A 26,118-nucleotide genomic window follows, 5' to 3' on the forward strand; every position below is an offset into this window, starting at 1 on the left:
ACGAAGCAAATAACTTTCTATAAAATGGCATCAAGCAAAAAATACTGGAAAAGTGTTGAAGAACTAAACGAAAATAGTTCTATTGTTGATACGTTAAAACAAAACGAGTTTGTAGAGAAATTACCTGAGGATTCATTTTTAGGTGATAAAGAAACATTAGAATCATCTTCTACAACACGTCGTGACTTTTTAAAATATGTTGGATTTACTACAGCAGCTGCAACTTTAGCTGCTTGTGAAGGACCGGTAATTAAATCGATTCCTTACGTTGTAAAACCAGACGATATTATTCCTGGAGTACCAGATTATTATGCAACTACAATCGCAGATGGATTTGATTTTGCAAATGTTTTAGTAAAAGTTCGTGAAGGACGTCCTATTAAAATTGAGCCAAACAAATTAGTACATGGAGAAACTAATGCTCGTGTTCAGGCATCTGTATTATCAATGTATGATAAATATCGTTTACAAAAGCCTCAAATCAAAGGAGCAGAAGCTTCTTGGAGTGAAGTTGATAAACAGATTACTGCTGAATTAGCAAAATTAAGTTCTCAAGGAAAATCTATTGCTTTCTTAACAGGAACAATGGCGAGTCCATCAACTAGCAAATTAATTGCTGAGTTTAATGAGAAGTTTGGAAATGTAAATCATGTAGTATATGATGCATTTTCTGAATCTGCAGCATTAGACGCTTTCGAAGAAATGTACGGAGAAAGAGCTTTAGCTGATTATGATTTAGAAAAAGCTGATATGATTGTTTCTATCGGAGCTGATTTCATCGGAGACTGGCAAGGTGGAGGATACGAAGCTGCTTATGCAAAAGGACGTGTTCCAAAAAATGGAAAAATGTCTCGCCATATTCAGTTCGAATCAAACATGACTTTATCAGGATCTAATGCTGATAAACGTGTGATGTTAAAACCATCAGAACAAGCTTTTGCTTTAATTAATTTATACAATGCAGTAACAGGAAGTAATTTGCAGTCAAAAGCTACTCCAGTAGATGCTCAAATCAAAGCTGCTGCACAAGAAATTAAGAAGCATGGTTCTAAAGCTGTTGTTTTAACAGGAGTTCAAGATAAAAATGCACAAAGAATCGCTTTAGAATTAAATAAAGCAATTCGTTCTGAAGTTATGGATGTTGAAAAACCTAAGTACGTACGTCAAGGTAATGATACAGCTGTAGCTCAGTTAATCAAAGATATGAATGCAGGAAATGTAGGTGCAATTTTCACTTACAACACAAACCCTGTATACACTTTAGCAGATTCAGATAAATTTGTTGCTGGGTTAAAGAAAGTTGCTCTTTCTGTAGCTATAACAATGAATAATGACGAAACTGCAAATGCAATGGAATTTGCATTACCAGCTCCACATTACTTAGAATCTTGGGGAGATGTTCAAATCAAGAAAGGAAGTTATAGCTTAACACAACCAACTATCCGTCCTTTATTTGACACTCGTCAATTCCAAGAGAACTTATTAAAATGGACTGGAAATAATGTTGCTTACTACGATTACATTAAAAACTTATGGTCAGAGACTATCTTAAACGGTGGATCTTGGAACCAAGCTTTACATGATGGATCTATTACAGTTTCAGCTGTAGTTGAAGAAGAAACTCCTATTACTTCTCAAGAATCTACTGAAGAAACAGAAGAAGTAGTAACGAATGATCTTTCTGCAATTGCTATTGCATTAGTTGCAGCTACTAAGTCTAGCGATTTAGAGTTACAATTATATGTAAAGACTGGAATGGGAGATGGAAGAATGGCAAGTAACCCATGGTTACAAGAGTTCCCTGATCCAATCTCTAGAGCTTCATGGGATAACTACTTAACAGTTTCTCAAGCAGATGCTAAGAATCTAGGTTTTGAAAACTACAATGTTGCAAACGGAGCATTAAACGGAAGTTATGCAACTTTAACAGTAGGAGGAAAAGACTTAACAGTTCCTGTATACATCATGCCAGGTCAAGCTAAAGGATCAGTTGGTCTAGCTATTGGATATGGTCGTACAAAAGGAATGAAAGAAGAAATGATGACTGGAGTTAATGCATTTATGTTTGCAATTAACAACAAAGCAGTTCAAGCAGCTACTTTAGCAAAAGGAGCAGGAGAGCATGAATTTGCTTGTATTCAGTTACAAAATACCTTAATGGGTAGAGGGGATATCGTTAAAGAAACTACATTAAATGTTTATAACGATAAATCTCTTGATCCAAAACACTCATGGAACCCAGTACCAGTTGTATCATTAGACCACCAAGAGGTTGAAGCAACTACGGTAGATTTATGGGATTCATTTGATAGAACAGTTGGACACCACTTCAACTTATCTATTGATTTAAATGCTTGTACAGGATGTGGAGCTTGTGTGATTGCTTGTCACGCTGAGAACAACGTACCAGTTGTTGGAAAAGAAGAAGTACGTAAATCAAGAGATATGCACTGGTTACGTATCGATAGATACTTCTCTTCTGAAGAAACATTTGCTGGTGATGATAAGAAGAAAAATGAGTTCTCTGGATTAACTGGAGAGCAAGGATCATTAGGTGGATTTATTGAATTAGAAGAGTCTTCTGAAAATCCACAAGTAGTATTCCAACCTGTAATGTGTCAACACTGTAATCACGCACCATGTGAGACAGTTTGTCCTGTAGCAGCAACTTCACATGGACGTCAAGGTCAAAACCAAATGGCATATAACCGTTGTGTAGGAACTCGTTACTGTGCAAATAACTGTCCTTATAAAGTACGTCGTTTCAACTGGTTCCAATACGCAGAAAACGAAGTGTTTGATTTCAATATGAATGATGACCTTGGTAGAATGGTATTAAACCCAGATGTTGTAGTACGTTCTAGAGGGGTTATGGAAAAATGTTCTATGTGTATCCAAATGACTCAAGCATCAATCTTAAAAGCGAAAAACGAAGGACGTCCAGTTAAGGATTCAGAATTTGAAGTAGCTTGTTCACAAGCTTGTGGAACAGGAGCGATGATTTTTGGAGATGTAAATGATAAAGACAGTCAAGTTGCAGCAGCAAGAAAAGATGACAGAGCTTACCATTTATTAGAACACGTAGGAACACAGCCAAACGTTGTTTACCAAGTGAAAGTTAGAAATACAGAAGCATAAAATATTATTAATTTAAAGAAAATAGATAAAGGATATGGCGTCTCATTATGAAGCACCTATAAGAGAACCTTTAATTATCGGAGACAAATCATACCACGACATCACAAAAGATGTTGCGGCTCCGGTGGAAGGTAAAGCAAATAAACAGTGGTGGATAGTATTTATTATTTCGATGGCTGCCTTTTTGTGGGGAGCAGGGTGTATGCTATACACAATTGGAACAGGTATTGGAACTTGGGGTCTTAACAAGACTGTAGGTTGGGCCTGGGATATTACCAACTTCGTTTGGTGGGTAGGAATTGGTCACGCGGGAACACTTATTTCTGCGGTACTACTTTTATTCCGTCAAAAATGGAGAATGGCGATTAACCGTTCTGCAGAGGCGATGACAATTTTCGCCGTAGTTCAGGCAGGTTTATTCCCAATTATTCACATGGGTCGTCCATGGATGGGATACTGGGTATTACCTATTCCTAACCAGTTCGGATCACTTTGGACAAACTTTAACTCACCATTATTATGGGATGTATTCGCGATTTCGACTTATTTATCTGTATCATTAGTATTCTGGTGGACAGGTTTATTACCAGATTTCGCAATGTTACGTGATAGAGCTGTACGTCCATTCCAAAAGAAAATCTACGGATTATTAAGTTTTGGATGGTCAGGTAGAGCTAAGGATTGGCAACGTTTTGAGGAAGTATCATTAGTATTAGCTGGTTTAGCTACTCCTCTTGTACTTTCTGTACACACGATTGTATCGATGGACTTCGCAACATCTGTGATTCCAGGATGGCACACGACTATCTTCCCTCCATACTTCGTTGCAGGAGCAGTATTCTCAGGATTCGCAATGGTACAAACACTATTGATTATCATGAGAAAGGTGTGTAACCTAGAAGCATATATTACTTTACAACACATAGAATTAATGAATATCATTATCATGGTAACTGGTTCTATCGTAGGTTGTGCTTATATCACTGAGTTATTCGTAGCTTGGTATTCAGGAGTTGAGTATGAGCAGTACGCTTTCTTAAACAGAGCAACAGGACCTTACGCATGGGCATATTGGATGATGATGACTTGTAACGTATTCTCTCCACAGTTTATGTGGTCTAAGAAATTAAGAACAAGTATTATTTTCTCTTTCGGTATTTCTATCGTTGTAAATGTAGGGATGTGGTTTGAGCGTTTCGTAATTATTGTAACATCATTACACAGAGATTATTTACCATCATCTTGGACAATGTTCTCTCCATCTTTCGTAGATATCGGAATTTATGTTGGAACAATCGGATTCTTCTTCGTATTATTCTTATTATACGCTAGAACATTCCCTGTAATTGCTCAAGCAGAGGTAAAATCAATTTTGAAATCATCAGGTGAGAATTATAAAAAATTAAGAGACGGAAATCATGAGTAGTAAAGTAGTACAAGCATTATATAATGATGATGATGTATTAATGCACGCTGTAAAAGAAGTTCGTGCTGCAGATCATCATATCGAGGAAGTTTTTACACCATTTCCTGTACACGGATTAGACAAGGCAATGGGATTACCACACACTAGAATTGCAATTGCTGCTTTCTGTTATGGTTTAGTAGGTTTAGCATTCGCTACATGGATGATGAACTACATGATGATTCAAAATTGGCCACAAGATATCGGAGGTAAACCAAGTATGTCTTTTTGGTATAATATGCCTTCTTTTGTACCAATTATGTTTGAGTTAACAGTATTCTGTGCTGCTCACTTAATGGTTATCACTTTTTATATGAGAAGTAAATTATGGCCATTTAAAGAAGCTGAAAACCCAGATCCAAGAACTACAGATGATATGTTCTTAATGGAAGTTTCAGTTAAAGGTAACGAAGATGAGTTAACTGCATTTTTACAAAACACAGGTGCAGTTGAAATTAAAGTAACTGAAAAGCACTAATTACGATGAAAAGAATTTTAAAATTATCAACGATATTAGCTGTTGTTATTTCTTTCACTGCTTGTGGAGATAAAACAAAAAGAACACCAAATTTACAGTTCATGCCAAACATGTATGAGCCTGTAGGTTATGAAACATATGGAGAAAATGATTACTTCAAAAACGACATGGCAACAAGATTACCTGCAAAGGGATCTGTTGCTCGTGGAGAAGTTCCTTACGAGTACCCAAATACAAATGAAGGATATGAAGATGCTAAGTTAAACTTAAAGTCACCATACCCTGCAACTAAAGAAAACTTAGACAATGGTAAAAAAATGTACGATATCTATTGTGCAGTTTGCCATGGTAAAAAAGGAGATGGTCAAGGACAATTAGTTAAAAACGAGAAGTTTTTAGGTATACCTAATTATAAAGATAGAGATATTACAGAAGGAAGTATTTACCAAGTAATTATGTACGGAAGAAACCTTATGGGATCTCATGCTTCTCAGTTGACGGAAAAAGAACGTTGGCAAGTGACTATGTATGTTGAACAATTAAGAAACGATTTAATCAAATAACTAGTATATAGTTAGAATTTTAAAGATATGTATAAGTTTTCAAGTAAATTAAAATCACTTTCTATCGCGTTGATGGTAATCGGTATCTTAGGTGTGGGATACGGTTTCTTTTCAGCACCGAAGACGGTAGAGGAGGTTAAAAAAGAAATGTCACACGATTCTCATGGATCTCACCATGGGGGAGAGTCTAAAGCACACTTAGAGAAGGAAGCTTTAGCAAAAATAGATAATCACGGGCATGAAGCTGATGCTTCTCATGGAGATGCTGATGCACATGCTGAGCATGTTTTACATCAAAAGCAAAATAGACCTTGGTCTGCATTATACGTTTCAGTATTATTCTTTGCTTTAATTTCATTAGGTGTATTAGTATTTTATGCATTACAACATGTTTCTCAAGCAGGTTGGTCAATTGTATTATTAAGAGTAATGGAAGGTATTACTGCTTATTTACCAGTTGGAACTGTTTTAGTATTTGTGGTATTAGTACTTTCATCAATGCACGCTAATCACTTATTCGCTTGGATGAATGGAGATTTAATCAATCCTGATAGTCCAGATTTTGATAAGTTAACTTTTGCTAAAAAAGGATATTTAAATGTTCCTTTCTTCTTAGCAAGAGCTGTGATCTACATTGTTGGATGGAATTTATATAGACACTTATCTAGAAAGCGTTCAATCGCTATGGATACTGCTAATAGCTTAGATATTTACAAAAGAAACTTCAAGCGTTCTGCTGGATTCTTAGTATTCTTCTTAGTTTCTGAATCAATGATGTCTTGGGATTGGATTATGTCAATCGATCACCACTGGTTTAGTACATTATTTGCATGGTATGTATTCGCTAGTTTCTTAGTGTCTGCTGTAACTACTATTGCTTTAGTAACAGTTTACTTAAAATCTAAAGGATATTTAGAGAATGTAAATGATAGCCATATCCACGATTTAGCAAAATTCATGTTTGGATTTAGTGTATTCTGGACTTACTTATGGTTCTCTCAATTCTTATTAATCTGGTATTCTGATATTCCTGAAGAGGTAACATATTACGTAACTAGATTCAGTGAGTACAAAGTTCCTTTCTTAGGAATGGTTGCGATGAACTTTATTTTCCCAGTATTATTATTAATCAACAGTGATTACAAACGTATTCCATGGTTAGTAGTTATGGGAGGAATTGTGATTTTAGCTGGACACTATGTTGATTTCTACATTATGATTATGCCAGGAACTGTTGGTGGAAGTTGGTCAATTGGAATTCCTGAAATTAGTGCAATATTATTAATGTTAGGATTATTTATCTACATTGTATTTACAGCATTAACTAAAGCTCCATTACTTGCTAAAGGAAATCCATTCCTTAAGGAAAGTGAGCAGTTTCACTATTAATCACTAAAACACCACTAACTAAAAAGATATGGTAGCGTTATTTTACATATTAATTGCAATAGCTATTGCCACTGGGATTTGGCAATTAACTAGCATTTTTAAATTAAAAGATGTAGTAGCTTCTGAAAAGGATAATAACTTACAAGGTATTTTATTCGGGATATTTGGAATTTTCTTTTATATCGGAATGATTTACTGTTTAGTTCAATATAATTCTTTATTATTACCAGAGTCTGCATCTGTTGAAGGAGAGCACTATGACAACTTGTACATGATTACAATGGTATTAATCTTAGTTGTACAATTCATAGTTCAATTCTTAATTTTCTTCTTTACTTATAAATATAGAGGAGTAGGAAATAGAAAAGCATTATTCTATGCTGATAGTCATAAATTAGAGTTAATCTGGACAGTAACACCAGCAGTTGTATTAACGGTGTTAATTATGTACGGATTATGGGCTTGGAACAACGTAATGGATGTATCTGAAGTTGAAGATCCATTAGTAGTTGAAGTATACGCAAAGCAATTTAGCTGGGAAGCTCGTTATGCAGGAAACGACGGACAATTAGGTAGAGCTAATGTTCGTAACATCAAAGGAATTAATACAATGGGAGTTGATATGACTGATAAGAATTCTTCTGATGATGTTCATGTAAGAGAGTTACATTTACCAAAAGGAAGAAAAGTAATTTTCAAATTCCGTTCTCAAGATGTAATTCACTCTGCGTATATGCCTCACTTTAGAGCACAAATGAACTGTGTTCCTGGAATGGTAACTCAATTCGCTTTCACACCAAAGTTCACAACTGAGGAAATGAGAGCTAATGAAGAGACTATTACTAAAGTTGAAGGAATTAACAAGATTAGAAAAGAAAAAGGTGAAGACCCTTATGAGTTTGACTATTTACTTTTATGTAACAAAATTTGTGGATCATCTCACTACAACATGCAAATGAAAATTGTTGTTGAAGAAGAGGCTGATTTCAACAAATGGGTAAGTCAACAAAAAACAATGTCTGAGCTAATTAAATAATAATTTACGACTACTAAAATTATAGAATATGTCAGATCATCATAAAGAAACATTTATTACTAAATACGTATTTAGTTATGATCATAAAATGATCTCTAAGCAATTCCTTGTAACAGGAATCTTTATGGGAATCATTGGGGTTTTCATGTCTATGTTATTCCGTTTACAGATAGCATGGCCAGAACAATCTTTTGGATTAATTGAAGCTTTCTTAGGAAAGCATCAAGAAGGGGGAGTAATGTCACCTGATATGTACCTTGCATTAGTTACTATTCATGGTACAATCATGGTATTCTTCGTACTTACAGCTGGATTAAGTGGTACTTTTAGTAACCTTTTAATTCCATTACAAATTGGAGCACGTGATATGGCTTCAGGATTTATGAACATGTTATCATACTGGATGTTCTTTATATCTAGTATCATTATGGTAATTTCATTATTTGTGGAAGCTGGACCAGCTGCTGCAGGATGGACTATTTATCCTCCATTATCTGCTTTACCACAAGCAATGGGAGGTTCTGGAATGGGTATGACGCTTTGGTTAGTTTCTATGGCTATCTTCATTGCATCTTCATTAATCGGATCTCTTAACTATATTGTTACTGTATTAAACTTAAGAACAAAAGGAATGAAGATGACAAGATTGCCTTTAACAATTTGGGCTTTCTTTATCACAGCTATTATTGGTGTGGTTTCATTCCCTGTATTATTATCTGCTGCATTATTATTAATCTTCGATAGAAGCTTCGGAACTTCTTTCTATTTATCAGATATCTTCATTCAAGGAGAGGTGTTACATTATGAAGGAGGATCTCCTGTATTATTCGAGCACTTATTCTGGTTCTTAGGACACCCTGAGGTATATATCGTATTATTACCAGCATTAGGTATTACATCTGAGATTATTGCAACAAACTCTCGTAAACCAATTTTCGGATATAGAGCGATGATCGGTTCTATCTTAGCGATTGCTTTCTTATCAACAATCGTATGGGGTCACCACATGTTCGTATCAGGAATGAACCCATTCTTAGGTTCTGTGTTTACATTTACAACGTTATTAATTGCGATTCCATCTGCTGTAAAAGCATTTAACTATATTACAACACTTTGGAAAGGTAACCTACAAATGAATCCAGCAATGTTATTCTCTATCGGATTAGTTTCTACATTCGTATCAGGAGGTTTAACTGGATTAGTTTTAGGAGATAGTGCCTTAGATATTAACGTTCACGATACTTATTTCGTAATTGCTCACTTCCACTTAGTAATGGGTGTATCTGCAATTTTAGGAATGTTCGCTGGAGTTTACCACTGGTTCCCTAAAATGTACGGAAGAATGATGAACAAGTCTTTAGGATATGTTCACTTCTGGGGTACTTTAATTGCTGCATACGGAGTATTCTTCCCAATGCACTTTATCGGGTTAGCTGGTTTACCAAGACGTTATTACACAAACACTGCTTTCCCATTATTCGATGATTTAGCAGACGTAAACGTAGTAATTACTTGTTTCGCTATCTTCGGAGGAATTGTACAGATTGTATTCTTAGCAAACTTCTTCTTTAGTATTTATAGAGGTAAGAGAGCTGAGATGAACCCATGGAGATCTACTACATTAGAGTGGACTACACCAGTAGAGCATGTACATGGAAACTGGCCAGGAGAAATTCCAGAGGTTACTCGTTGGGCTTATGATTATAGTAAGCCAGGATACGAAGAAGATTTCGTTCCTCAGACAGTGCCATTAAAGCCAGGTGAAGAAGAATCTTAAGATTTTTTAAATATATATCATCAAAAAAAGCTCGCTTATTCAAGCGAGCTTTTTTGTTTTTATAAAGATATGTTCTAGAAATTTCCTTGGCTTAGGGATTGAAGCGGCATCCTTTTTTGCTTTTCTTCATCAAGTTGGTTTAGCAAAAAAGATATAGAGGAAAGCCCGACCCTTTTTCTGACCCGTTAGGGAGAGGAAAAAAGGAGAAGCTCCAAATAAGATTAAATACTATTTTGTAAAACGCGATTTGTAAGTTCGTTTGTGATGATATATTTTGATAAAATATTATCGATAATCATTTGTGTACAGTCTGGATAATGAACTTCGATATTTTGATTTTTGGAAATCCATTTTTCTATTTTAGGAATGTTTTTTTGCTTTAATTTTTTCATTACCGGAACTCCAATTTTTTTCAAGCTTGCTGCGTTATAGTGTTGCTCATACTGGTTTTTCATTGGTATAACTAGTATTTTTTTTCCTAAATACAATGTTTCTGCTGGAGTTTCAAATCCGGCTCCACACAGAACTCCTTGACAATTTGAAAGACTTTTTTCGAATGCTTTTCCTTCTATTGGTTGAATTTTTAGGTTTTCAACTTCGTAAGTTTCCGAACAATGTTTTGAGAAAACTTGCCAATTGGTATTTTTGATTTGACTTAAAATCTTAATCAATCTTTTGTCAGCATATGCTGGAAGATAAACTGTGTAATAATTCCCTAATTTTGGTTGTAACTGACGAATTCCTTTTCGGATGATTGGAAGAAAAATATTTTGATCATAGTTTTCAAAATGAAACCCGAAATGCTGAATGGCTGGAGCATAATATTTCAAAATCATGTTGCTCACCCAATCTTTATGTGTTGGCTTCGGAACGTATTTGGACAAAAGTGCCGACTGATGGCTAAGCGAAATACAATTTACACCACGAATTTTGCAAGCCCAAGCAGAAATTGGTTCAAAATCATTGATGACTAAATCATAATCTTGTACAGGACAGCTCAAAATTTCTTTGATCACACGAAATGTATTATTCTTTTTAAAAGTGTTTAGGAAGTCAATTCCGCCCTTTTTACCGAAAATAAAGCTCAGTCCTTTGTATTTGTGTTTTACTTCAAAAGGTAGTTCTATATCCGCTTGAATTCCGCTAACAAGAATATCAACATCTGCTCTGTTTTCTAATGCAGGAATTACTTCTTTAGCTCTGCTCAAATGCCCATTTCCTGTACCTTGAATCGCATATAATATTTTCATTTTTTTCCAATATTAAAATCGTTTAACAACTCCCCAAAAATTTCTTTTGACGTTTTATCTGTGATATCATTTGCTTCTTCGTGTTCGGTGCTGTAATATTCTTCTTTAAACTGAAAAATATTCCAACTTCCTTTGTGGTATTCCAAAGCTGTAAGATTTTCAATCCAATCACCAGAATTGAGATATTGAACTCTTTTGTTTCCATGTTTGAATTCTTTAATCTCTGGTTGGTGAATATGTCCGCAAATCACATAATCGTAGTTTTTTTCTGCACCAATTTCCGTTGCTATTTGTTCAAAATCATTGATGAATTTTACGGCGCTTTTTACTTTGTCTTTAATCTTTTTGGAAAGCGAAATTTTACCTTTTCCGAAAAATTGACTACAATTATTTACAAGCTTGTTTATTAAAATTAATAAATCATAACCAATTGCACCAAGTTTTGTTAACCATTTTGAATATTGCATTGTAACATCGAAAACATCACCATGGAAAATCCAAGCTTTTTTTCCGTCAATGTCTAAATCTAATTGGTTTACAATTTTAAAAGTTCCGATTTCGAAGTTTGCAAATTTTCGAAATACTTCATCATGATTTCCTGTAACGTAATACATTTCGACACCTTGAGACATCCAGCCAATAAGATGTTTTACTACTTTCATGTGAGATTTGGGCCAATATCTTTTTTTGAATTGCCAAACATCAATAATATCACCGTTCAGAATTACTTTTTTGGGTTTGATACTTTTTAGGTAAAGAAGAAGTTCTTTAGCATGACAACCATAGGTGCCAAGATGTACATCAGAAATAATTACTAAATCTACTTTCCTTTTTCGACGTTTTTTTACTTCCTTGGACTTCCTTTCTTTAGCCATAAAAACATATCTTTTTTTTCATTGTAAAGAAAGAAAAGTGTAATTAATTGGTTGTTTTACAATAATTATCAAACAGTTAAAGAATCCAGTTTCTAGGTTATGGAGAGGTTAAAGTGTTAAAGAAATTGGAATGAAAAAGGAAAGTAATGAATATTATTTCTATTAAAATTTTATGAGAGTATTTTGTTTTATCTAAAACACACCCCTTGCCCCTCTCAAGAGGGGAATTTGATTATCTGTAAATAATAATACAAAATGAACCATAATACAAAATGAACAAAAAAAAATCTCTTTGATTAAAGAGATTTAGTTTATGATTAAAATATTTTGTTCTAAATTTTATTTGAAAAAGTGAGAAATCCAGCTTTCTTCGGCAGGAACTTCCCAGAAATTGTCTAGCTCGTATTTTGAGTTTACAAAATTATCTAAAAGAATCGTTTTTTTAGAAACACTTTTCTTTTTGATTAATTCTTTGAATTCTTTTACTTCTTTCATTTGAAGGTATTGGCCTTGTTTGAAACAAATATTCATTTTGTCTAAAAGCGAAGTTTCAAATTCTTTTTCAAGATCTAAAATAAACATAGATAATTTGTCCAAATCAGAAACAGTAAGTGGTGTTTCGTCATCTATTGCAATAATAAGAATACGGTTGTATTTTATATCAAAAGCACATTCGTTTTCAGAAAAATCAGTCAAGAATTCTTGGGCTTTTTCTTTTATTTTTTCAATTGTTTCAGGAAAAAGTTTTGCTTTCGAAGGATAGATATAAACTTTTGAAGTTTCTTCTAATTGGTCAAAATTTACAATCATATATAAGTTTATTTTTCAGTTACAAAGATAAACTTTGTTTCAAGTAAATTAAAAAAAAAGGACTACAAATTGTGGTTCTCTTTCTATTAAATATTTATAAAACTTCTAATAATTAAAAAGGATAAACTTATAAGTAAAATAAAACTTATAATCGTTAAAGTTTTATTCTCTTTTTTATTTTTGATTAAATTAATAATACAAAAAACAGTGAATAAACCAATTGCTAAAATAAATGGAAGTATTAATGCTTGTAATACTACATTTAATACAGTTATGTTGATATTAAATATGTAAGTTAGATAAACTATACTGAAAAAAACAAGTATACTAAGTGTTCCATTAAAAATGGATTTTGAATTTAGACGTAATTTCATAAATGATTTTTTTAATAAACTAATATATTAAATAAATATTATGAAAACAAAAACACCTCCGAGCTGAGAAACTCGAAGGTATTTAAAACTAAATTAACCAAATTAAAATATTATTGAAGTCTAAACTTCTTTCGAAACTTTATGTACCATCAATTTTTTATTCAATCACTACAGGTTTCATCAATTTTAAGATGTCTTCCTGTAGGTTCTTACCTTTATTTTTGTTGTACCAAACTTGTAAGTCTTTTTTGAACTCGGCGTCTAATGCACCATGTTTTTCTTTATAATCTTTAACCATTTGAGTTGCCTCTGATGGTCTAGGTCCCCAAGTATTGATTACTTCTAAAGTTTCCGAGTCGATTAGAATCATTTTTGGAATGGCTCTAGCTCCATTCGTTAGGAATGCATCCATCAGTTGTGGATTTTCATCTCTCAGGATAACTTTGAAATCGATAAAATCAGAAGCTTGACTAATTTTGTGAAGTATTGGTAAATTCTGCGCCGCATCACCACACCAAGCTTCTGAGATAACTAACCAAACTTGACCTTTATTTATGTCTTTTAATGAACTTTCTGTCTCTTCAGAAATTTTGATTGTTTTATCCAAACGATCCATTCTTCGATCGTTTAATATTGTGTAATTCACCAAATCTTCTGTTTGATTTGGACCAGTTGTTTTATTTTGTTCTAAAAGATTTTTTACTAAATCTTTATAAGCCTCATAAGAGATCGCTTTTTCTATACTATCTTGCAATAACTGCTTCATTTCAATCTTGTTTATTATTTGGACGTTTAAAATTGATTTCCTTACAAACAGGTTTCGATTTAACAAATATTTAATGAATCAAAACTATCCGTAAAGACCACACTATTTTGAAGTTACTAATTTCATGTATTCTTTTATCTTAATTTATGATTAAAGTCACAGAAATGATTTTCGTGTAAAAATTAATTTATACATTTCGCAAAAATAAAAAACAATGAAAGTATTAAGTGTAAACCTTGGAGAGCGTAAAAAAGTAATCTGGAAAGGTAAAGAAATCGAGACGGGAATTTTTAAGTATCCAGTTGATAAACCAATTTTTGTAAACAAAGAGCATGTAGATGACGATGCTGTGGTGGATAGAAAATATCATGGAGGAGAGCAAAAAGCTCTTTATGTTTATGGTTTTAATCATTATGAGTTTTGGCAAAAACATTATCCAGAATTAGAATTTTCACATGGAATGTTTGGTGAAAATATTACCGTAGAAAATTTAGACGAACATGAAATCAAAACAGGTGATGTTTATAAAATTGGAGAAGCAATAATAGAAGCTACCATTCCGAGAGAGCCTTGTTATAAATTAGGAATTCGTTTTGACGATGCAAAAGTGGTAAAACAGTTTTTCTTGGAAGATAAACCTGGAGTATATTTTAAAATTATACAAGCAGGAAATGTACAATCTGGAGATATTTTAGAATTGGTAGAAAAAGCTGAAAATGCAAAATCTATCAATGAAATTTATTTTGAGAAAAGAAAAAGGTAGTTTTCTTATAATAAGACGTATTGTGTAAATTCATTATTTAATTGTTTAATATTACATAAATATTAATAAATTGTAATATATGTTGTAAAATATTTATCAAAACTTCTTTTTTTATACTTTAGATGTCCTTCAAATACTATATTATTTATCATTAATAAAATTTTAAAAATATGGGGTTTATCCGGACATTAAAAGAGAGAGTGAAAGTTGATGTAGTTAATTTTAAAACTGAATTTACACATGGTAATTAAGTTCAGTAAGAAAGTTTCTGAGTCAAAGTGGTTCGGAAATTTAGTAACTATAGCAATATTAGTTGCAGGGGTTTTAGTAGGAATGGCAACCTATTCTGAGTTTTCCACAAAACATTCGGTTATTTTAGAAATATTTAATCAAATAATTCTTTACATTTTTATTGCGGAAATAGCTGTAAAAATGTTAGCAGAAGGAAAAAAGCCATGGCGATATTTTAAAGATCCGTGGAATGTTTTTGATTTTATTATTGTAGCAGCAGCTTTTCTTCCTTTTGGCGGAAGTTCTGTGGCAATTCTAAGATTACTACGTCTGCTTCGTGTTTTGAAATTAGTAAAAGCTTTACCAAAACTTCAAATATTGGTTGGTGCACTTCTGAAAAGTATTCCTTCCATGGGATATGTTTCGATTCTGCTTTTCCTACTGTTTTATATTTATGCAGTAGCAGGTGTTTTCTTTTTTAAAGATAATGATCCAGTTCATTTTGGAGATTTACAAATGTCGATGTTATCGATGTTTAGAGTTGTAACGCTAGAAGACTGGACAGATATTATGTATATCAATATGTACGGTTGTGCGAATTATGGATACGGAGGAAATGAAGCTTTATGTACAAATTCTCAAGGAAACCCTATTTTAAGTGTGCTGTTTTTTGTTTCTTTTGTTTTATTAGGAACGATGATTATGCTGAATTTATTTATTGGAGTTATCATGACAGGAATGGATGAAGCGAAAAATGATGAATTAGAAAAAGAAAAGTTAGAGAATGCTGGGACTAGAGATTCAAAAATGATTGAGTTAGAACAAAAACTTGGAGAAGTTCATGAGCTAATTCAGATGATCAAAATAGCTCCAGAGCAGCAAAAAGAACCCGAAGTTGTAGTGGATAATATGAATCCAGACAATCTTTCAAAAAACTAAGAAGATTTTAAATATAAAAGAATAAAGTATAAAACTATGTAAGCGTAAAGTTTATGTAGTTTTTTTTATTAATTTAAATAAAGCCTTATCTTGAACATCTAAAATAAATAGTATCTGCATATGAAAAAAATATTACTCCTTCTACTGTTTTTCTCACTCCAAATGATTGCGCAACAAGATCCGCAATACACACAATATATGTATAATATGAATGTGATCAATCCAGCATATGCAGGTTCACAAGAAACATTGAGTATTGGGTTGCTCGGAAGAACACAATGGGTAGGAATTGATGGAGCTCCAACAACTTTTACAGGAGCAATTCATGCGCCAGTTTCCAAAGCTTTAGGAGCAGGTTTTTCTGTTATTCATGATGAAGCTGGACCATTGAAAGAAACAAATTTTTATGCAGATTTTTCTTATACAATTCGTTGGAATCAAAAATATAATTGGGCTTTTGGAGTCAAAGGAGGACTGACGATGTTGAATTTTGATTTAGCAGCTTTAAATCAAATTCCGCCAGGATTATTAAATACAGATATCCAAAAAACACATGGAAACTTTGGACTTGGTACTTTTTTCTATACTGATAAATATTATATCGGAGCTTCGGTTCCAAATGTTTTAAAATCTACTTATTTCGAAACTTCTGATGGAGAATATGAAAATGCTTCTGAGGAAGTTCATTTTTTTGTAACAGGAGGTTATGTGTTTGATTTGACTAAAAATATCAAATTCAAACCTGCTACTTTTCTGAAAATTGTAGAAAATTCGCCAATTACTTTTGATGTTACAGCAAACTTTTTATTCTCCGAAAAATTAGGATTAGGAGTTGCTTATCGTTGGGAAGATGCTGTTTCTGGTTTGGTAAGTTTTGTGGTAGCTCCAAATTTAACTTTGGGTTATTCTTATGATTATACCATCAGCAAATTGTACGATTACAGTCATGGTTCTCATGAAGTTTTCTTGCAATTTTCTTTAGATTTATCCAAAGGAGATTTAAAATCACCACGTTTTTTCTAGTTTCACCAAAATTATTTCTATTTAAAGCTTCCAGATTATGAAACCATTTTTAAGCATATTATTTCTTTTTTCTTCCCTAATTATTGTTGCCCAAAAATCCGAGTCGAGATTTAAAATAAAAAACAGTAAAGTCAATACAAAGTATTCCGATTTTGGGACAACTTTTTATCAAGATTCTTTGATTGTTTTTGCTTCGCCAGATAATAAACATCAAATGGTGAAAAGAGTTTGGAAAGGAAATAATCAGCCATTTTTGGAACTATATATTGGGAAAATTAATGAAAAAGGAGACATCGATGCTGTAGAGAAATTCTCGAAAAATGTAAATACAAAGTATCACGAAGCTGATGTAACTTTTACAAAAGATGGGAAGAAAGTATTTTTTACAAGAAATAATTATTTCAACGATAAATACACAGAAGATGAAAACGGAATGAATCATTTGAGTATTTATATTGCAGAAATTGATGAAAATGGAGAATGGATTAATGAGAAAGAATTTCCATATAATAGCGCAAATTACTCTGTAGGGCATCCAAGTTTGAGTGCGGATGAAAAGACTTTATATTTTGTTTCCGACATGCCAAATGGTTTTGGACAAACAGATATTTATAAAATTTCAGTAAAAGAGGACGGAACTTTTGGAGAAGCAGAAAATCTTGGAGAAAAAATAAATACAAAAGGCAAAGAAATGTTTCCGTTTTTAGATGTAGATAATGTACTTTATTTTGCTTCAAATGGAATGGAAGAAAAAACAGGAGGTTTGGATGTTTATGCTGTGAAAATTTATCCAGATTATATTTCAGATCCGAAACTTTTAGACCAAAAAATCAATACAAAATATGATGATTTTGCTTTTGTAATTCATCCAAAAACTAGAAAAGGATATCTTTCTTCTAACAGAAAATCTGGAAAAGGAGATGATGATATTTATTTCTTTGAAGAAAAAAGACCGATTAAATTTGATTGTTATGAAATGGTAGAAGGAGAAATTTCTTTGCCAGAAAATATTTTGGGAGAAACAATTGTAAGTGTTTTAGATGCTAAAAAAGATACGATTGTAAGTCAAAAATTGATAAACAAGAAATATAAATTTAAGCTTCCATGTGAAGAAGAATACGAAATTGTTTTAACGAATGATTTGTTTAAAGAAAAACGAATTCCTGTAGAAACTTCTTATAAAAATGGACAAACACATTCATTCGCTTCAGAATTAGAATATAAAAAGCCGCAAATTGATGAGAAAATAGTTTTGGATAAAATTCATTTTGATTTAGATAAATGGAATATTCGTCCGGATGCTGTAGAACAATTGGATGAAATTATAGCTATTTTAAAACAATATCCAGATATAAAAGTACACGCAACTTCACATACAGATAGCCGAGCTTCAGATGCTTATAATCAAAAACTTTCGCAAAATAGAGCAAAATCTACAGTTGAATATTTGATTAAAAACGGAATTGCAGCAGACAGAATTACTTTTGAAGGAAAAGGAGAAATGGAATTAGTAAACAAATGTAAGAACAACGTAAAATGTTCGGAAGAAGAACATCAACAAAACCGTAGAACAGAGTTTTTGATTGTGGAATAATTTTTCTGAAAAATATAAATATCTGTTAATTAAAACTTTAGAATGATTCTAAAATATGTTTTTTAGTAAAGTTTTAATAATGAAGAAAATAACGAATCTTTTGTGAAAAATGTAATGTAAAATATTTATTCACAGTGGATTAGTTATTTTTCTTTTTTAGAAAGGTTTTAAATTGCTTGGTTTTAAATGATTTACAAGTTTTTGAAGAGGTTTTTGGGTTAAAAATCAGCACTTTTTTTAGTTATCTTAGGGGAAAAACCAAAAAAACATGTCGAAAAACCTAAGCGAACTATCAGGGAAAAAGGGCATTACCGATAATTTATTTGAAAAGTTGGGAATAGCCTCAAAAGAACTTGGAACTCCATCCAGTGAAAGATTAGAAGAACTTGCACAAGAATTTTTAATAGGAAAAGCAAATACTTACGGAGCTACTTCCTTTTATGATTTTATGAAACCAGAGAACAAAGGTAAAAAAGCCTATGTCTGTAATGGTTCTGCCTGCGTATGTGCGAGAACTCAAGAAAATGTGCAAGAGGAATTAGAGAAATATCTTCAACCTGAAGAAATTGGTCATATTACATGTTTAGGAAGATGTCATGAAAATGGAGCTTTTCAGTTTCAAGACAAAAATTATTCGGCAAAATCAAACGAAGAAATTAAAGAGATTTTTTTAGGAAAAAACTTTGAAGAAGATACTTATAATGTAAAAGCAACAAAAGAAGTTCTGACAGTTCCTTACGAAGGTTTTGAAAAACATTATGAAGTAATTAAAAATGTTTTAAAACAAGATTCTAAAGAAGTTTTAGAAGAGATAAAAAAGTCAAATGTTCGCGGAAGAGGAGGAGCAGGTTTTCCGATGGGAATCAAATGGGAAGCTTGTCGAAATGAAGAAAGCAATGAAAAATTTATTATTTGTAATGCAGATGAAGGAGATCCAGGAGCATATTCTGATAGATATTTATTAGAGAAAAAACCACATGCTGTTTTAGCAGGAATGATGATTGCAGGTTATTGTACTCATGCAAATTGGGGAGCTTTATACATCCGAGCGGAATATCCAGAATCTGTTACCATTATTCAAAATGCGATTGATGAATTAAGAGAGCATAATCTTTTAGGAAAAAATATTGATGGAAGTGGTTTTGATTTCGATTTTAAAATTATTGAAGCAAAAGGAGCTTATATCTGTGGAGAAGAAACAGCTTTGATTAATTCTATCGAAGGACAAAGACCAGAAGTTCGAACTCGTCCGCCATATCCAACACAACAAGGACTTTTTAATCGACCAACAATTGTAAATAATGTGGAAACATTGGCTGCTGCTTATTCGATTTTAAAAAATGGAGGAGAAACTTATAATAATTTAGGAACAGAAAAATCTTCAGGAACGAAATTGGTTTGTTTGGATAGTTTCTTTAACAATCCTGGAGTTTATGAAGTAGAAATGGGAACACCTTTAATGACAGTGATAAATGATTTAGGAGGTGGACTTAAAAAAGAAATTAAAGCACTTCATATAGGAGGGCCTTTAGGAGGAATTGTTCCAAAAGAAAAGTTTGAAAACTTAGCAATCGACTTTGAGTCTTTTGCAAAAGAAGGTTTTTTATTAGGACATGCAGGAATTGTTTCGATTCCAGAAAGCTTTCCGATGATTCAATATTTAGAACATCTTTTTGATTTTGCTGCTTATGAAAGTTGTGGGAAATGTTTTCCATGCCGATTAGGAACAAAAAGAGCACATGAAATGCTGCAAAAAACAGTGCAGTCCGATTATAAGATTAGTAGGAAATTATTTAATGATTTATTGAACACTTTAGAGCAAGGTTCGCTTTGTGCACATGGAGGAGGAATTCCACTTCCAGCTAAAAATGCACTTCAATATTTTGGAGATGAATTAGAAGGTTTTTTCAATTAATCATTAGTAAAAAAAGAAATTATGGAACAAATAGCATATATAAATAATATTCCTTATCCATATAAAAATGGAGAAACTATCTTGAATTTTGTCAAAAGAATTGAAGGTGAAAAAATAATTCCTACACTTTGTGATGCACCAAATCTGGAAGCTTTTGGCTCTTGTAGAGTTTGTAGTGTGGAAGTGGCTTTAGAGAAAGATGGAAAAACAAAAACTGTTGCTTCTTGTCATACTCCTGTAATGGCAAATAGTTTTATTTATCCCAATTCGGAAAGTATTCAAGAATTAAGAAAAAATATCATTGAACTTGTATTGACAGATCATCCAATGGATTGTTTGACTTGTGAAGTAAATGGAAATTGCGAATTACAAGATGTTGCTGCAAGTGTTGGAATTACAGAAGTTCGTTATCCTGAAGGTGAAAATCATTTGGATAGAGAAAAAGATTTATCGCATCCTTATATGCTTTCAGATTTATCAAAATGTATCAATTGTTATCGTTGTGTTCGTGCTTGTGATGAAGTACAAGGTGAATTTGTTTTAAGCATGGCAGGAAGAGGTTTTGATGCGCATATTATCAAAGGAAATGATGAATCGTTTATGGATTCTCCTTGTGTGAGTTGTGGAGCTTGTTCGCAAGCTTGTCCTACAAGTGCGATTTCAGATATTTTCCAATCAAAATCTATACAAGCGACAGAAAAAACAAGAACTGTTTGTACATATTGTGGTGTAGGATGTAATTTGGATGTTTCTACAAAAAATGGAAAAGTTTTATCCATTCAAGCACCTTATGATGCAGAAGTAAACCAAGGACATACTTGTATTAAAGGTCGTTATGCATTCAAATTTTATGATCATCCAGATCGTTTAAGATCTCCAATGATTAAGAGAAATGGAGAATTTGAAGAAGTAAGTTGGGAAGAAGCTTATGATTATATTACAGATAAATTTAAATATTATAAAGAAGAATTTGGTCCAGATAGTTTAGCAGGAATTTCTTCTTCAAGATGTACGAATGAAGAGAATTATTTAATGCAAAAATTCTATAGAGCTGTAATTCAAACTAACAATATTGATGGATGTGCTAGAGTTTGTCATTCGCCAACTGCTTTAGGAATGCAACGAACTTTTGGAACAGGAGCTGCAACAAATTCGATTAAGGATTTGAAAGATACAAATTGTATCATGGTAATTGGTGCAAATCCGACAAGTGGACATCCTGTGACTGGTGCGAAAATGAAACAATTTGCAATGAAACAGGATAATATTTCCATTGTGATTGATCCTAGAAAAACGGAATTAGCAAGACATGCAACGTATCATTTACCAGTTCGTCCAGGAACAAATGTCGCAGTGTTGAATATGATGATGTATTATATTGTTTCAGAAGGATTGGTTGATGAAAGTTTTATTCAAAATAGAACAGAAGGATTTGAAGAATTTAAGAAAGAATTACTGCAAATTAATCTTCAAGAATTAGAAGAAATTACAGGAGTTGCTAAAGAAAAAGTGCGAGAAGCAGCGATTGCTTATGCGATGGCTCCAAATGCGATGAGCTTTCATGGATTGGGAGTAACAGAGCATTCACAAGGAACTTTTACAGTAATGCAGATTGCAGATTTGGCTTTAATGACTGGAAATATTGGTAGAAAAGGAGTTGGAGTAAATCCGTTGCGTGGACAAAATAATGTACAAGGAGCAGCAGATATGGGAGTTCAACCACATCAAGGAGCAGGATATTTAGACATTACAAAACCAGAAATTACTAAAAAATATAATGAGTTTTATGGAGTTCCAGTTCCAAGTCATATTGGATATAAAATTCCAGAGATGTTTGATGCAGCTTTAGAAGGAAAATTAAAAGCAATTTGGATTATTGGAGAAGATGTAGTGCAAACAGATCCGAATACACAAAAAGTAATAAAAGCATTAAATAATACAGATTTAGTGATTGTTCAAGAATTATTCATGACAGAAACGGCAAAACAAGCAGATGTGATTTTACCTGGAGCTTCATTCTTGGAAAAATCAGGAACTTTTACAAATGGAGAAAGACGTGTGCAGAGAGTAAATCAAGTTGTGGAACCAATTGCAGGAACCAAACCAGACGGACAAATCATCGTGGATATGATGAACAAAATGGGTTATGAACAACCAGATTATACAGCAGAAGGAGCTTTAAAAGAAGTCTCGGAAATAGTTCCGTTTTTTGCTGGAATTACTTGGGAGAATCTTAGTGAAAATGGAAAGCAATGGCCAGTTGCTCCAGATGGAACAGATACGAAGATTTTACACACAAAAGAATTTAAAAGAGGAAAAGGATATTTTGAATTTAATGACTTTAAAGAAAGTAATGAGATTGTTCAAAATGGAAAAGAATATCCATATATTTTGACGACAAATCGTGATTTAGAACATTATAATTGTGGAGCGATGACTCGAAGAACTGGAAATGTTGAGGTTCACACTACAGATAAACTTTGGTTAAATCCGAAAGATGCGCAAGAACATGGAATTTCTGATGGAGATTTTGTTTGTGTGGAATCGCCAAGAGGAAAAGTGGATATTAAAGCTTGGATTACAGAAGGAGTTAAACCAGGAATTTTAAGTACAACATTTCATTTTCCAGAAATAATGGTGAATAATATTACTTCGGATGAACACTGTTCAGAAGCGATGTGTCCAGAATATAAAGTTGTTTCTGTACGAATTCGAAAAAGTAAAGGAAAACAAAAGATGATTGCAGAATCGTAAAATGATTTATAAAACAAATAAGAATCCCTTTTGTGTAAAAATGAAAGGGATTTTTTTTGAATAAAAATGGATTAAGAAATCATTTCTTGTACATTTGATTTAAACAATTTCCCGATTGGAACAATATGTTTTTTAATGAAAATTCTATTTCCTTCAATACTTTCAATGTGATGTTTGTTTACAAAAAAGGATTTGTGAACTTGAACAAAATCTGTAGAATTTATAAGATGATACGTTTCAGATATTTTTTCACGGATTAAAATATTTTGATCTAAATAAAAAATCTTCGTGTAGTTTCCAGCAGCTTCAAAATATAGAATATCATCGATTTCTATCTGGTAATATTTTTTACTGGATTTAAAGAAAATTTGCTTCGATTTCTCCTTATTTTCTGTTGGAGTTTCTTCTGTGTTTTTTGTTTCTGAAGAAAGTTTATTAATAGCTTTCAAGAAACGTTCAAAACTAAAAGGTTTCAATAAATAATCTACAACATTTAATTCGTAACCCTCAATTGCAAATTCTTTATAAGCAGTAGTGACGATTACTTTTGGAGGAGAACTTAAGGTTTTTAAAAAATCAAAACCTTTAAGTTTAGGCATATTTAAATCTAAAAAAATGAAATCTACAGAATTTTGTTTCAAATATTCCATTGCTTCAATAGCATCATAACAGCTTTTCATCAATTCCATATTTGGCAACAACTCACAATATCCTTTGATGATTTCGTGTGCGATATATTCGTCGTCAATGATTAAATATTTCATTTTTTAAAGTTCTAAAGTTAAATAGGTTTCGTAAATATTTTCTTTTTTTGAAAAAATCAGTTGATGTCTGTTAGGATACATTAATTCCAATCTTCTTTTTAGATTTTTTAAACCAATTCCTGCTTTTTCTGGAATTTCATCTGGATCAAAATTATTAACAATAGAAAACTGAACTTTATTATCTTCAGAAGTAATTTTGATTTCTATAAAAGCATTTTCTCTCAAATTTTCTACACCATGTTTAAAAGCATTTTCCAATAAAATAATAAACAATAAAGGTGTAATTTTTTGATCGGAATTGATATTTTCTTCAAACTTTATAGTAATCTCTTTTCGGTATCGCATTTGGTGCAATTCGATATAATTTTGCAAAAACTGAATTTCCTCTTCCAAAGCAACATATTCTTTTTCTCCTTCATAAATACTGTAGCGCATCATATCAGAAAGTTTCAAAATCAACTTTTGCGCTTTTTCTTTATCTGTTCCTACCAAACCGTATAAATTATTCAAAGTATTAAAAAAGAAATGTGGATTCACCTGACTTTTCAAGTGTAATAATTCCATTTTTTGTTGTTCTTTTTTTAAGTTGATAATATTTTTAGTTTGTTTGAAAATCCAATTTAGAATTAGATAAATTACCAAAGGAAAATAAATAAAAGAAACAATAATCAAAGCGTCGCTATCTCCATAATTATCGATTAGAAGTAGAATTTTCCAAAAGGCTAAAACCAATGTCCAAATAAGTATTCGTAGAAACCATTTTTTGCTTAAAGTTTTCTTTCCTTTTTTTTCTAAATAAAAATTTCTGAAAATCAAACCTCCAAAAAGTATGGAATAAATCAATAAAAACAGAAAAACATAAAAGAAAGCAGGAAGTTTGGAAGAAGCTTCGAAAGTTCCAATGGAGAAAAGTAAAATTAAAGTTGCAATTAGAATTACGATTTCTTTTTTAGACCAAATGGCGAATTTTTTCTTTTTAGAAATTATAAAGAATAATAAATAAGATAAAGGAAAAGCAAGAGTTAAAATAAAAGCTACATTTCCTGTTATTTCTAAGCTGTAAGCAAAAGAAACAGATGTTGTGAAAACTAAAAAAAAGGTGAAACAAAAAAGAAAAATTCCTTTTTGATATTTGGTTAAAAATGATTGCATGCTCAAAATTAATTCATTCCAAAATTGTGAACAAAAAAGTTGATAAACGTACCTGAAAATAGGATGAAAAGAAGTTTTTGATGAAAAAAACTTTCTGTGTTAGAAAAAGGACTGTTCATCACATTTTTTAGAAAAGAAACATAAATAAAAAGAAGTTTGATCTCAAATAATAAGAGACAAAATGTATTTATCTATTCAGAATTTATCCAAAACTTATGCAAATGGAGTCAAAGCGCTTCAAGATATTTCTTTAGAAATCCCAACAGGAATGTTTGGTTTGCTAGGACCAAACGGAGCAGGGAAATCAACTTTGATGCGAACTTTAGCAACTTTACAAGAAGCAGATTCGGGAACTGTTCAGCTTGGAAATTTAGATGTTTTAAAAGAAAAAGAAGCAGTTCGCAAGATTGTAGGTTATTTACCACAACAATTCGGTGTGTATCCAAAAATTTCCGCAGAAACTTTATTGAATCATTTTGCAGTTTTGAAAGGGATAACGGATAAAAAAGAACGAAAAAATCGGGTGGATTTTCTTTTAGATCAAACCAATTTGTATGAAAAAAGAAAAAGAAATCTGAGCGAATATTCTGGAGGAATGAAACAACGATTTGGAATTGCACAAGCTTTATTGACGAATCCAAAATTATTGATTGTAGATGAACCAACAGCAGGTTTGGATCCTTTGGAAAGAAATCGATTTTACAATTTGTTGAGTGAATTGGGAGAGAAAACAGTAGTCATTTTGTCCACGCATATTGTAGAAGATGTAAAGGAATTATGTACTAATATGGCGATCATTAATGAAGGAAAAGTTTTGCTGAAAGACAATCCGAAAAATGCGATAGAAAGTTTGAAAGGAAAAACGTATCAGAAAATAATTCCCAAAAACGAACTTGAAATTTACAAGAAAGAATTCAATGTCATAGCGGATAAATTATTCATGGGGAATCGTGTGATTCATGTGATGAGCGAAACCAATTTGGGAACTGATTTCACACCAATTTCTCCAGATTTGGAAGATGTTTACTTCTCAAAAATTTTACAATAATCTTTTTTCTTCTT

The 26,118-nt window shown here is 32.2% G+C and carries 20 protein-coding genes; 14 read left to right on the forward strand and 6 right to left on the reverse strand.

The genetic code is table 11. From position 1 onward, the window contains the following. The first annotated feature begins 24 nt into the window (after positions 1-24). The 7 genes from I0K12_RS04830 to I0K12_RS04860 are packed head-to-tail and all read left to right on the forward strand — an operon-like array spanning position 25 to position 9,846. Positions 25-3,138, forward strand: a complete 3,114-nt coding sequence (locus tag I0K12_RS04830; protein WP_196885759.1) for a TAT-variant-translocated molybdopterin oxidoreductase — start codon at positions 25-27, stop codon at positions 3,136-3,138. A gap of 34 nt (positions 3,139-3,172) precedes the next feature. Next, positions 3,173-4,564 (forward strand): NrfD/PsrC family molybdoenzyme membrane anchor subunit, encoded by a 1,392-nt coding sequence (gene nrfD / locus I0K12_RS04835; protein ID WP_196885760.1) that lies wholly within the window; start codon positions 3,173-3,175, stop codon positions 4,562-4,564. Then, positions 4,557-5,081, forward strand: coding sequence for a DUF3341 domain-containing protein (locus I0K12_RS04840; protein ID WP_196885761.1), 525 nt, complete (start codon positions 4,557-4,559; stop codon positions 5,079-5,081). The genes nrfD and I0K12_RS04840 overlap by 8 nt, the downstream gene beginning before the upstream one ends. A 5-nt stretch (positions 5,082-5,086) precedes the next feature. Next, entirely contained in the window at positions 5,087-5,644 is a 558-nt protein-coding gene (locus tag I0K12_RS04845) for a c-type cytochrome (RefSeq protein ID WP_196885762.1), read from the forward strand. A 27-nt stretch (positions 5,645-5,671) separates the two neighbouring features. Further along, positions 5,672-7,033, forward strand: a complete 1,362-nt coding sequence (locus I0K12_RS04850) for a quinol:cytochrome C oxidoreductase (protein WP_196885763.1) — start codon at positions 5,672-5,674, stop codon at positions 7,031-7,033. 28 nt (positions 7,034-7,061) lie between these two features. Continuing rightward, positions 7,062-8,069 carry a cytochrome c oxidase subunit II gene (locus I0K12_RS04855; RefSeq protein ID WP_196885764.1) on the forward strand — a complete coding sequence of 336 codons (1,008 nt, stop codon included), beginning with the start codon at positions 7,062-7,064 and terminating at the stop codon, positions 8,067-8,069. A gap of 28 nt (positions 8,070-8,097) precedes the next feature. Then, positions 8,098-9,846: a cbb3-type cytochrome c oxidase subunit I gene (locus tag I0K12_RS04860; RefSeq protein ID WP_196885765.1), complete on the forward strand. Its 1,749-nt coding sequence runs from the start codon at positions 8,098-8,100 to the stop codon at positions 9,844-9,846. Between the two features lie 221 nt (positions 9,847-10,067). On the opposite strand, the gene I0K12_RS04865 is transcribed toward I0K12_RS04860, so the two are convergent. The 4 genes from I0K12_RS04865 to I0K12_RS04880 all read right to left on the reverse strand — a co-directional run bounded on the left by I0K12_RS04865 (position 10,068) and on the right by I0K12_RS04880 (position 13,921). Next, positions 10,068-11,096, reverse strand: coding sequence for a glycosyltransferase family protein (locus I0K12_RS04865; protein ID WP_196885766.1), 1,029 nt, complete (start codon positions 11,094-11,096; stop codon positions 10,068-10,070). Continuing rightward, complete coding sequence (locus I0K12_RS04870; protein WP_196885767.1) at positions 11,093-11,971, reverse strand: UDP-2,3-diacylglucosamine diphosphatase; 879 nt, start codon at positions 11,969-11,971, stop codon at positions 11,093-11,095. Before I0K12_RS04870 ends, I0K12_RS04865 begins: the two co-directional genes overlap by 4 nt. Before the next feature lie 339 nt (positions 11,972-12,310). Continuing rightward, complete coding sequence (locus tag I0K12_RS04875; protein WP_196885768.1) at positions 12,311-12,781, reverse strand: ABC transporter ATPase; 471 nt, start codon at positions 12,779-12,781, stop codon at positions 12,311-12,313. A 531-nt stretch (positions 12,782-13,312) separates the two neighbouring features. After that, on the reverse strand, positions 13,313-13,921 hold the full coding sequence (locus I0K12_RS04880; protein ID WP_196885769.1) for a thioredoxin family protein: 609 nt from the start codon (positions 13,919-13,921) through the stop codon (positions 13,313-13,315). Between the two features lie 214 nt (positions 13,922-14,135). Here I0K12_RS04880 and I0K12_RS04885 point away from each other — a divergent pair, with 214 nt between their 5' ends. From I0K12_RS04885 to fdhF, 6 genes are all read left to right on the forward strand, one after another. Beyond that, positions 14,136-14,684: an MOSC domain-containing protein gene (locus tag I0K12_RS04885; RefSeq protein WP_196885770.1), complete on the forward strand. Its 549-nt coding sequence runs from the start codon at positions 14,136-14,138 to the stop codon at positions 14,682-14,684. Between the two features lie 240 nt (positions 14,685-14,924). Further along, entirely contained in the window at positions 14,925-15,854 is a 930-nt protein-coding gene (locus I0K12_RS04890; protein WP_196885771.1) for an ion transporter, read from the forward strand. Between the two features lie 120 nt (positions 15,855-15,974). After that, positions 15,975-16,877 (forward strand): type IX secretion system membrane protein PorP/SprF, encoded by a 903-nt coding sequence (locus tag I0K12_RS04895; RefSeq protein ID WP_196885772.1) that lies wholly within the window; start codon positions 15,975-15,977, stop codon positions 16,875-16,877. Between the two features lie 37 nt (positions 16,878-16,914). Further along, on the forward strand, positions 16,915-18,471 hold the full coding sequence (locus I0K12_RS04900) for an OmpA family protein (RefSeq protein WP_196885773.1): 1,557 nt from the start codon (positions 16,915-16,917) through the stop codon (positions 18,469-18,471). Positions 18,472-18,739: 268 nt separating this feature from the next. Further along, on the forward strand, positions 18,740-20,386 hold the full coding sequence (locus tag I0K12_RS04905) for an NADH-ubiquinone oxidoreductase-F iron-sulfur binding region domain-containing protein (RefSeq protein ID WP_196885774.1): 1,647 nt from the start codon (positions 18,740-18,742) through the stop codon (positions 20,384-20,386). A 21-nt stretch (positions 20,387-20,407) separates the two neighbouring features. Next, the gene (fdhF, locus tag I0K12_RS04910; protein ID WP_196885775.1) at positions 20,408-23,140 is read left to right on the forward strand and encodes a formate dehydrogenase subunit alpha; all 2,733 of its coding nucleotides are present in this window, start codon (positions 20,408-20,410) and stop codon (positions 23,138-23,140) included. Between the two features lie 71 nt (positions 23,141-23,211). Here fdhF and I0K12_RS04915 read toward each other — a convergent pair whose 3' ends face one another. After that, on the reverse strand, positions 23,212-23,904 hold the full coding sequence (locus I0K12_RS04915; RefSeq protein ID WP_196885776.1) for a LytR/AlgR family response regulator transcription factor: 693 nt from the start codon (positions 23,902-23,904) through the stop codon (positions 23,212-23,214). Between the two features lie 3 nt (positions 23,905-23,907). Beyond that, a complete protein-coding gene (locus I0K12_RS04920) occupies positions 23,908-25,056 on the reverse strand; it encodes a sensor histidine kinase (RefSeq protein WP_196885777.1) in 1,149 nt (382 codons plus the stop codon). 181 nt (positions 25,057-25,237) lie between these two features. Between I0K12_RS04920 and I0K12_RS04925 the strand changes: the two genes are divergently transcribed. Then, positions 25,238-26,104, forward strand: coding sequence for an ABC transporter ATP-binding protein (locus tag I0K12_RS04925; RefSeq protein ID WP_196885778.1), 867 nt, complete (start codon positions 25,238-25,240; stop codon positions 26,102-26,104). Positions 26,105-26,118 lie beyond the last annotated feature (14 nt).

The organism is Aureivirga sp. CE67 (assembly GCF_015767245.1).
Classification (GTDB): Bacteria; Bacteroidota; Bacteroidia; order Flavobacteriales; family Flavobacteriaceae; genus Aureivirga.

Excerpts from the sequence above, each read along its gene's own strand:
- I0K12_RS04830 (WP_196885759.1), top strand. The coding sequence starts at position 25 with ATGGCATCAAGCAAAAAATACTGGAAAAGTGTTGAAGAACTAAACGAA.
- nrfD (WP_196885760.1), top strand. The coding sequence starts at position 3,173 with ATGGCGTCTCATTATGAAGCACCTATAAGAGAACCTTTAATTATCGGA.
- I0K12_RS04840 (WP_196885761.1), top strand. The coding sequence starts at position 4,557 with ATGAGTAGTAAAGTAGTACAAGCATTATATAATGATGATGATGTATTA.
- I0K12_RS04845 (WP_196885762.1), top strand. The coding sequence starts at position 5,087 with ATGAAAAGAATTTTAAAATTATCAACGATATTAGCTGTTGTTATTTCT.
- I0K12_RS04850 (WP_196885763.1), top strand. The coding sequence starts at position 5,672 with ATGTATAAGTTTTCAAGTAAATTAAAATCACTTTCTATCGCGTTGATG.
- I0K12_RS04855 (WP_196885764.1), top strand. The coding sequence starts at position 7,062 with ATGGTAGCGTTATTTTACATATTAATTGCAATAGCTATTGCCACTGGG.
- I0K12_RS04860 (WP_196885765.1), top strand. The coding sequence starts at position 8,098 with ATGTCAGATCATCATAAAGAAACATTTATTACTAAATACGTATTTAGT.
- I0K12_RS04865 (WP_196885766.1), bottom strand. The coding sequence starts at position 11,096 with ATGAAAATATTATATGCGATTCAAGGTACAGGAAATGGGCATTTGAGC.
- I0K12_RS04870 (WP_196885767.1), bottom strand. The coding sequence starts at position 11,971 with ATGGCTAAAGAAAGGAAGTCCAAGGAAGTAAAAAAACGTCGAAAAAGG.
- I0K12_RS04875 (WP_196885768.1), bottom strand. The coding sequence starts at position 12,781 with ATGATTGTAAATTTTGACCAATTAGAAGAAACTTCAAAAGTTTATATC.
- I0K12_RS04880 (WP_196885769.1), bottom strand. The coding sequence starts at position 13,921 with ATGAAGCAGTTATTGCAAGATAGTATAGAAAAAGCGATCTCTTATGAG.
- I0K12_RS04885 (WP_196885770.1), top strand. The coding sequence starts at position 14,136 with ATGAAAGTATTAAGTGTAAACCTTGGAGAGCGTAAAAAAGTAATCTGG.
- I0K12_RS04890 (WP_196885771.1), top strand. The coding sequence starts at position 14,925 with ATGGTAATTAAGTTCAGTAAGAAAGTTTCTGAGTCAAAGTGGTTCGGA.
- I0K12_RS04895 (WP_196885772.1), top strand. The coding sequence starts at position 15,975 with ATGAAAAAAATATTACTCCTTCTACTGTTTTTCTCACTCCAAATGATT.
- I0K12_RS04900 (WP_196885773.1), top strand. The coding sequence starts at position 16,915 with ATGAAACCATTTTTAAGCATATTATTTCTTTTTTCTTCCCTAATTATT.
- I0K12_RS04905 (WP_196885774.1), top strand. The coding sequence starts at position 18,740 with ATGTCGAAAAACCTAAGCGAACTATCAGGGAAAAAGGGCATTACCGAT.
- fdhF (WP_196885775.1), top strand. The coding sequence starts at position 20,408 with ATGGAACAAATAGCATATATAAATAATATTCCTTATCCATATAAAAAT.
- I0K12_RS04915 (WP_196885776.1), bottom strand. The coding sequence starts at position 23,904 with ATGAAATATTTAATCATTGACGACGAATATATCGCACACGAAATCATC.
- I0K12_RS04920 (WP_196885777.1), bottom strand. The coding sequence starts at position 25,056 with ATGCAATCATTTTTAACCAAATATCAAAAAGGAATTTTTCTTTTTTGT.
- I0K12_RS04925 (WP_196885778.1), top strand. The coding sequence starts at position 25,238 with ATGTATTTATCTATTCAGAATTTATCCAAAACTTATGCAAATGGAGTC.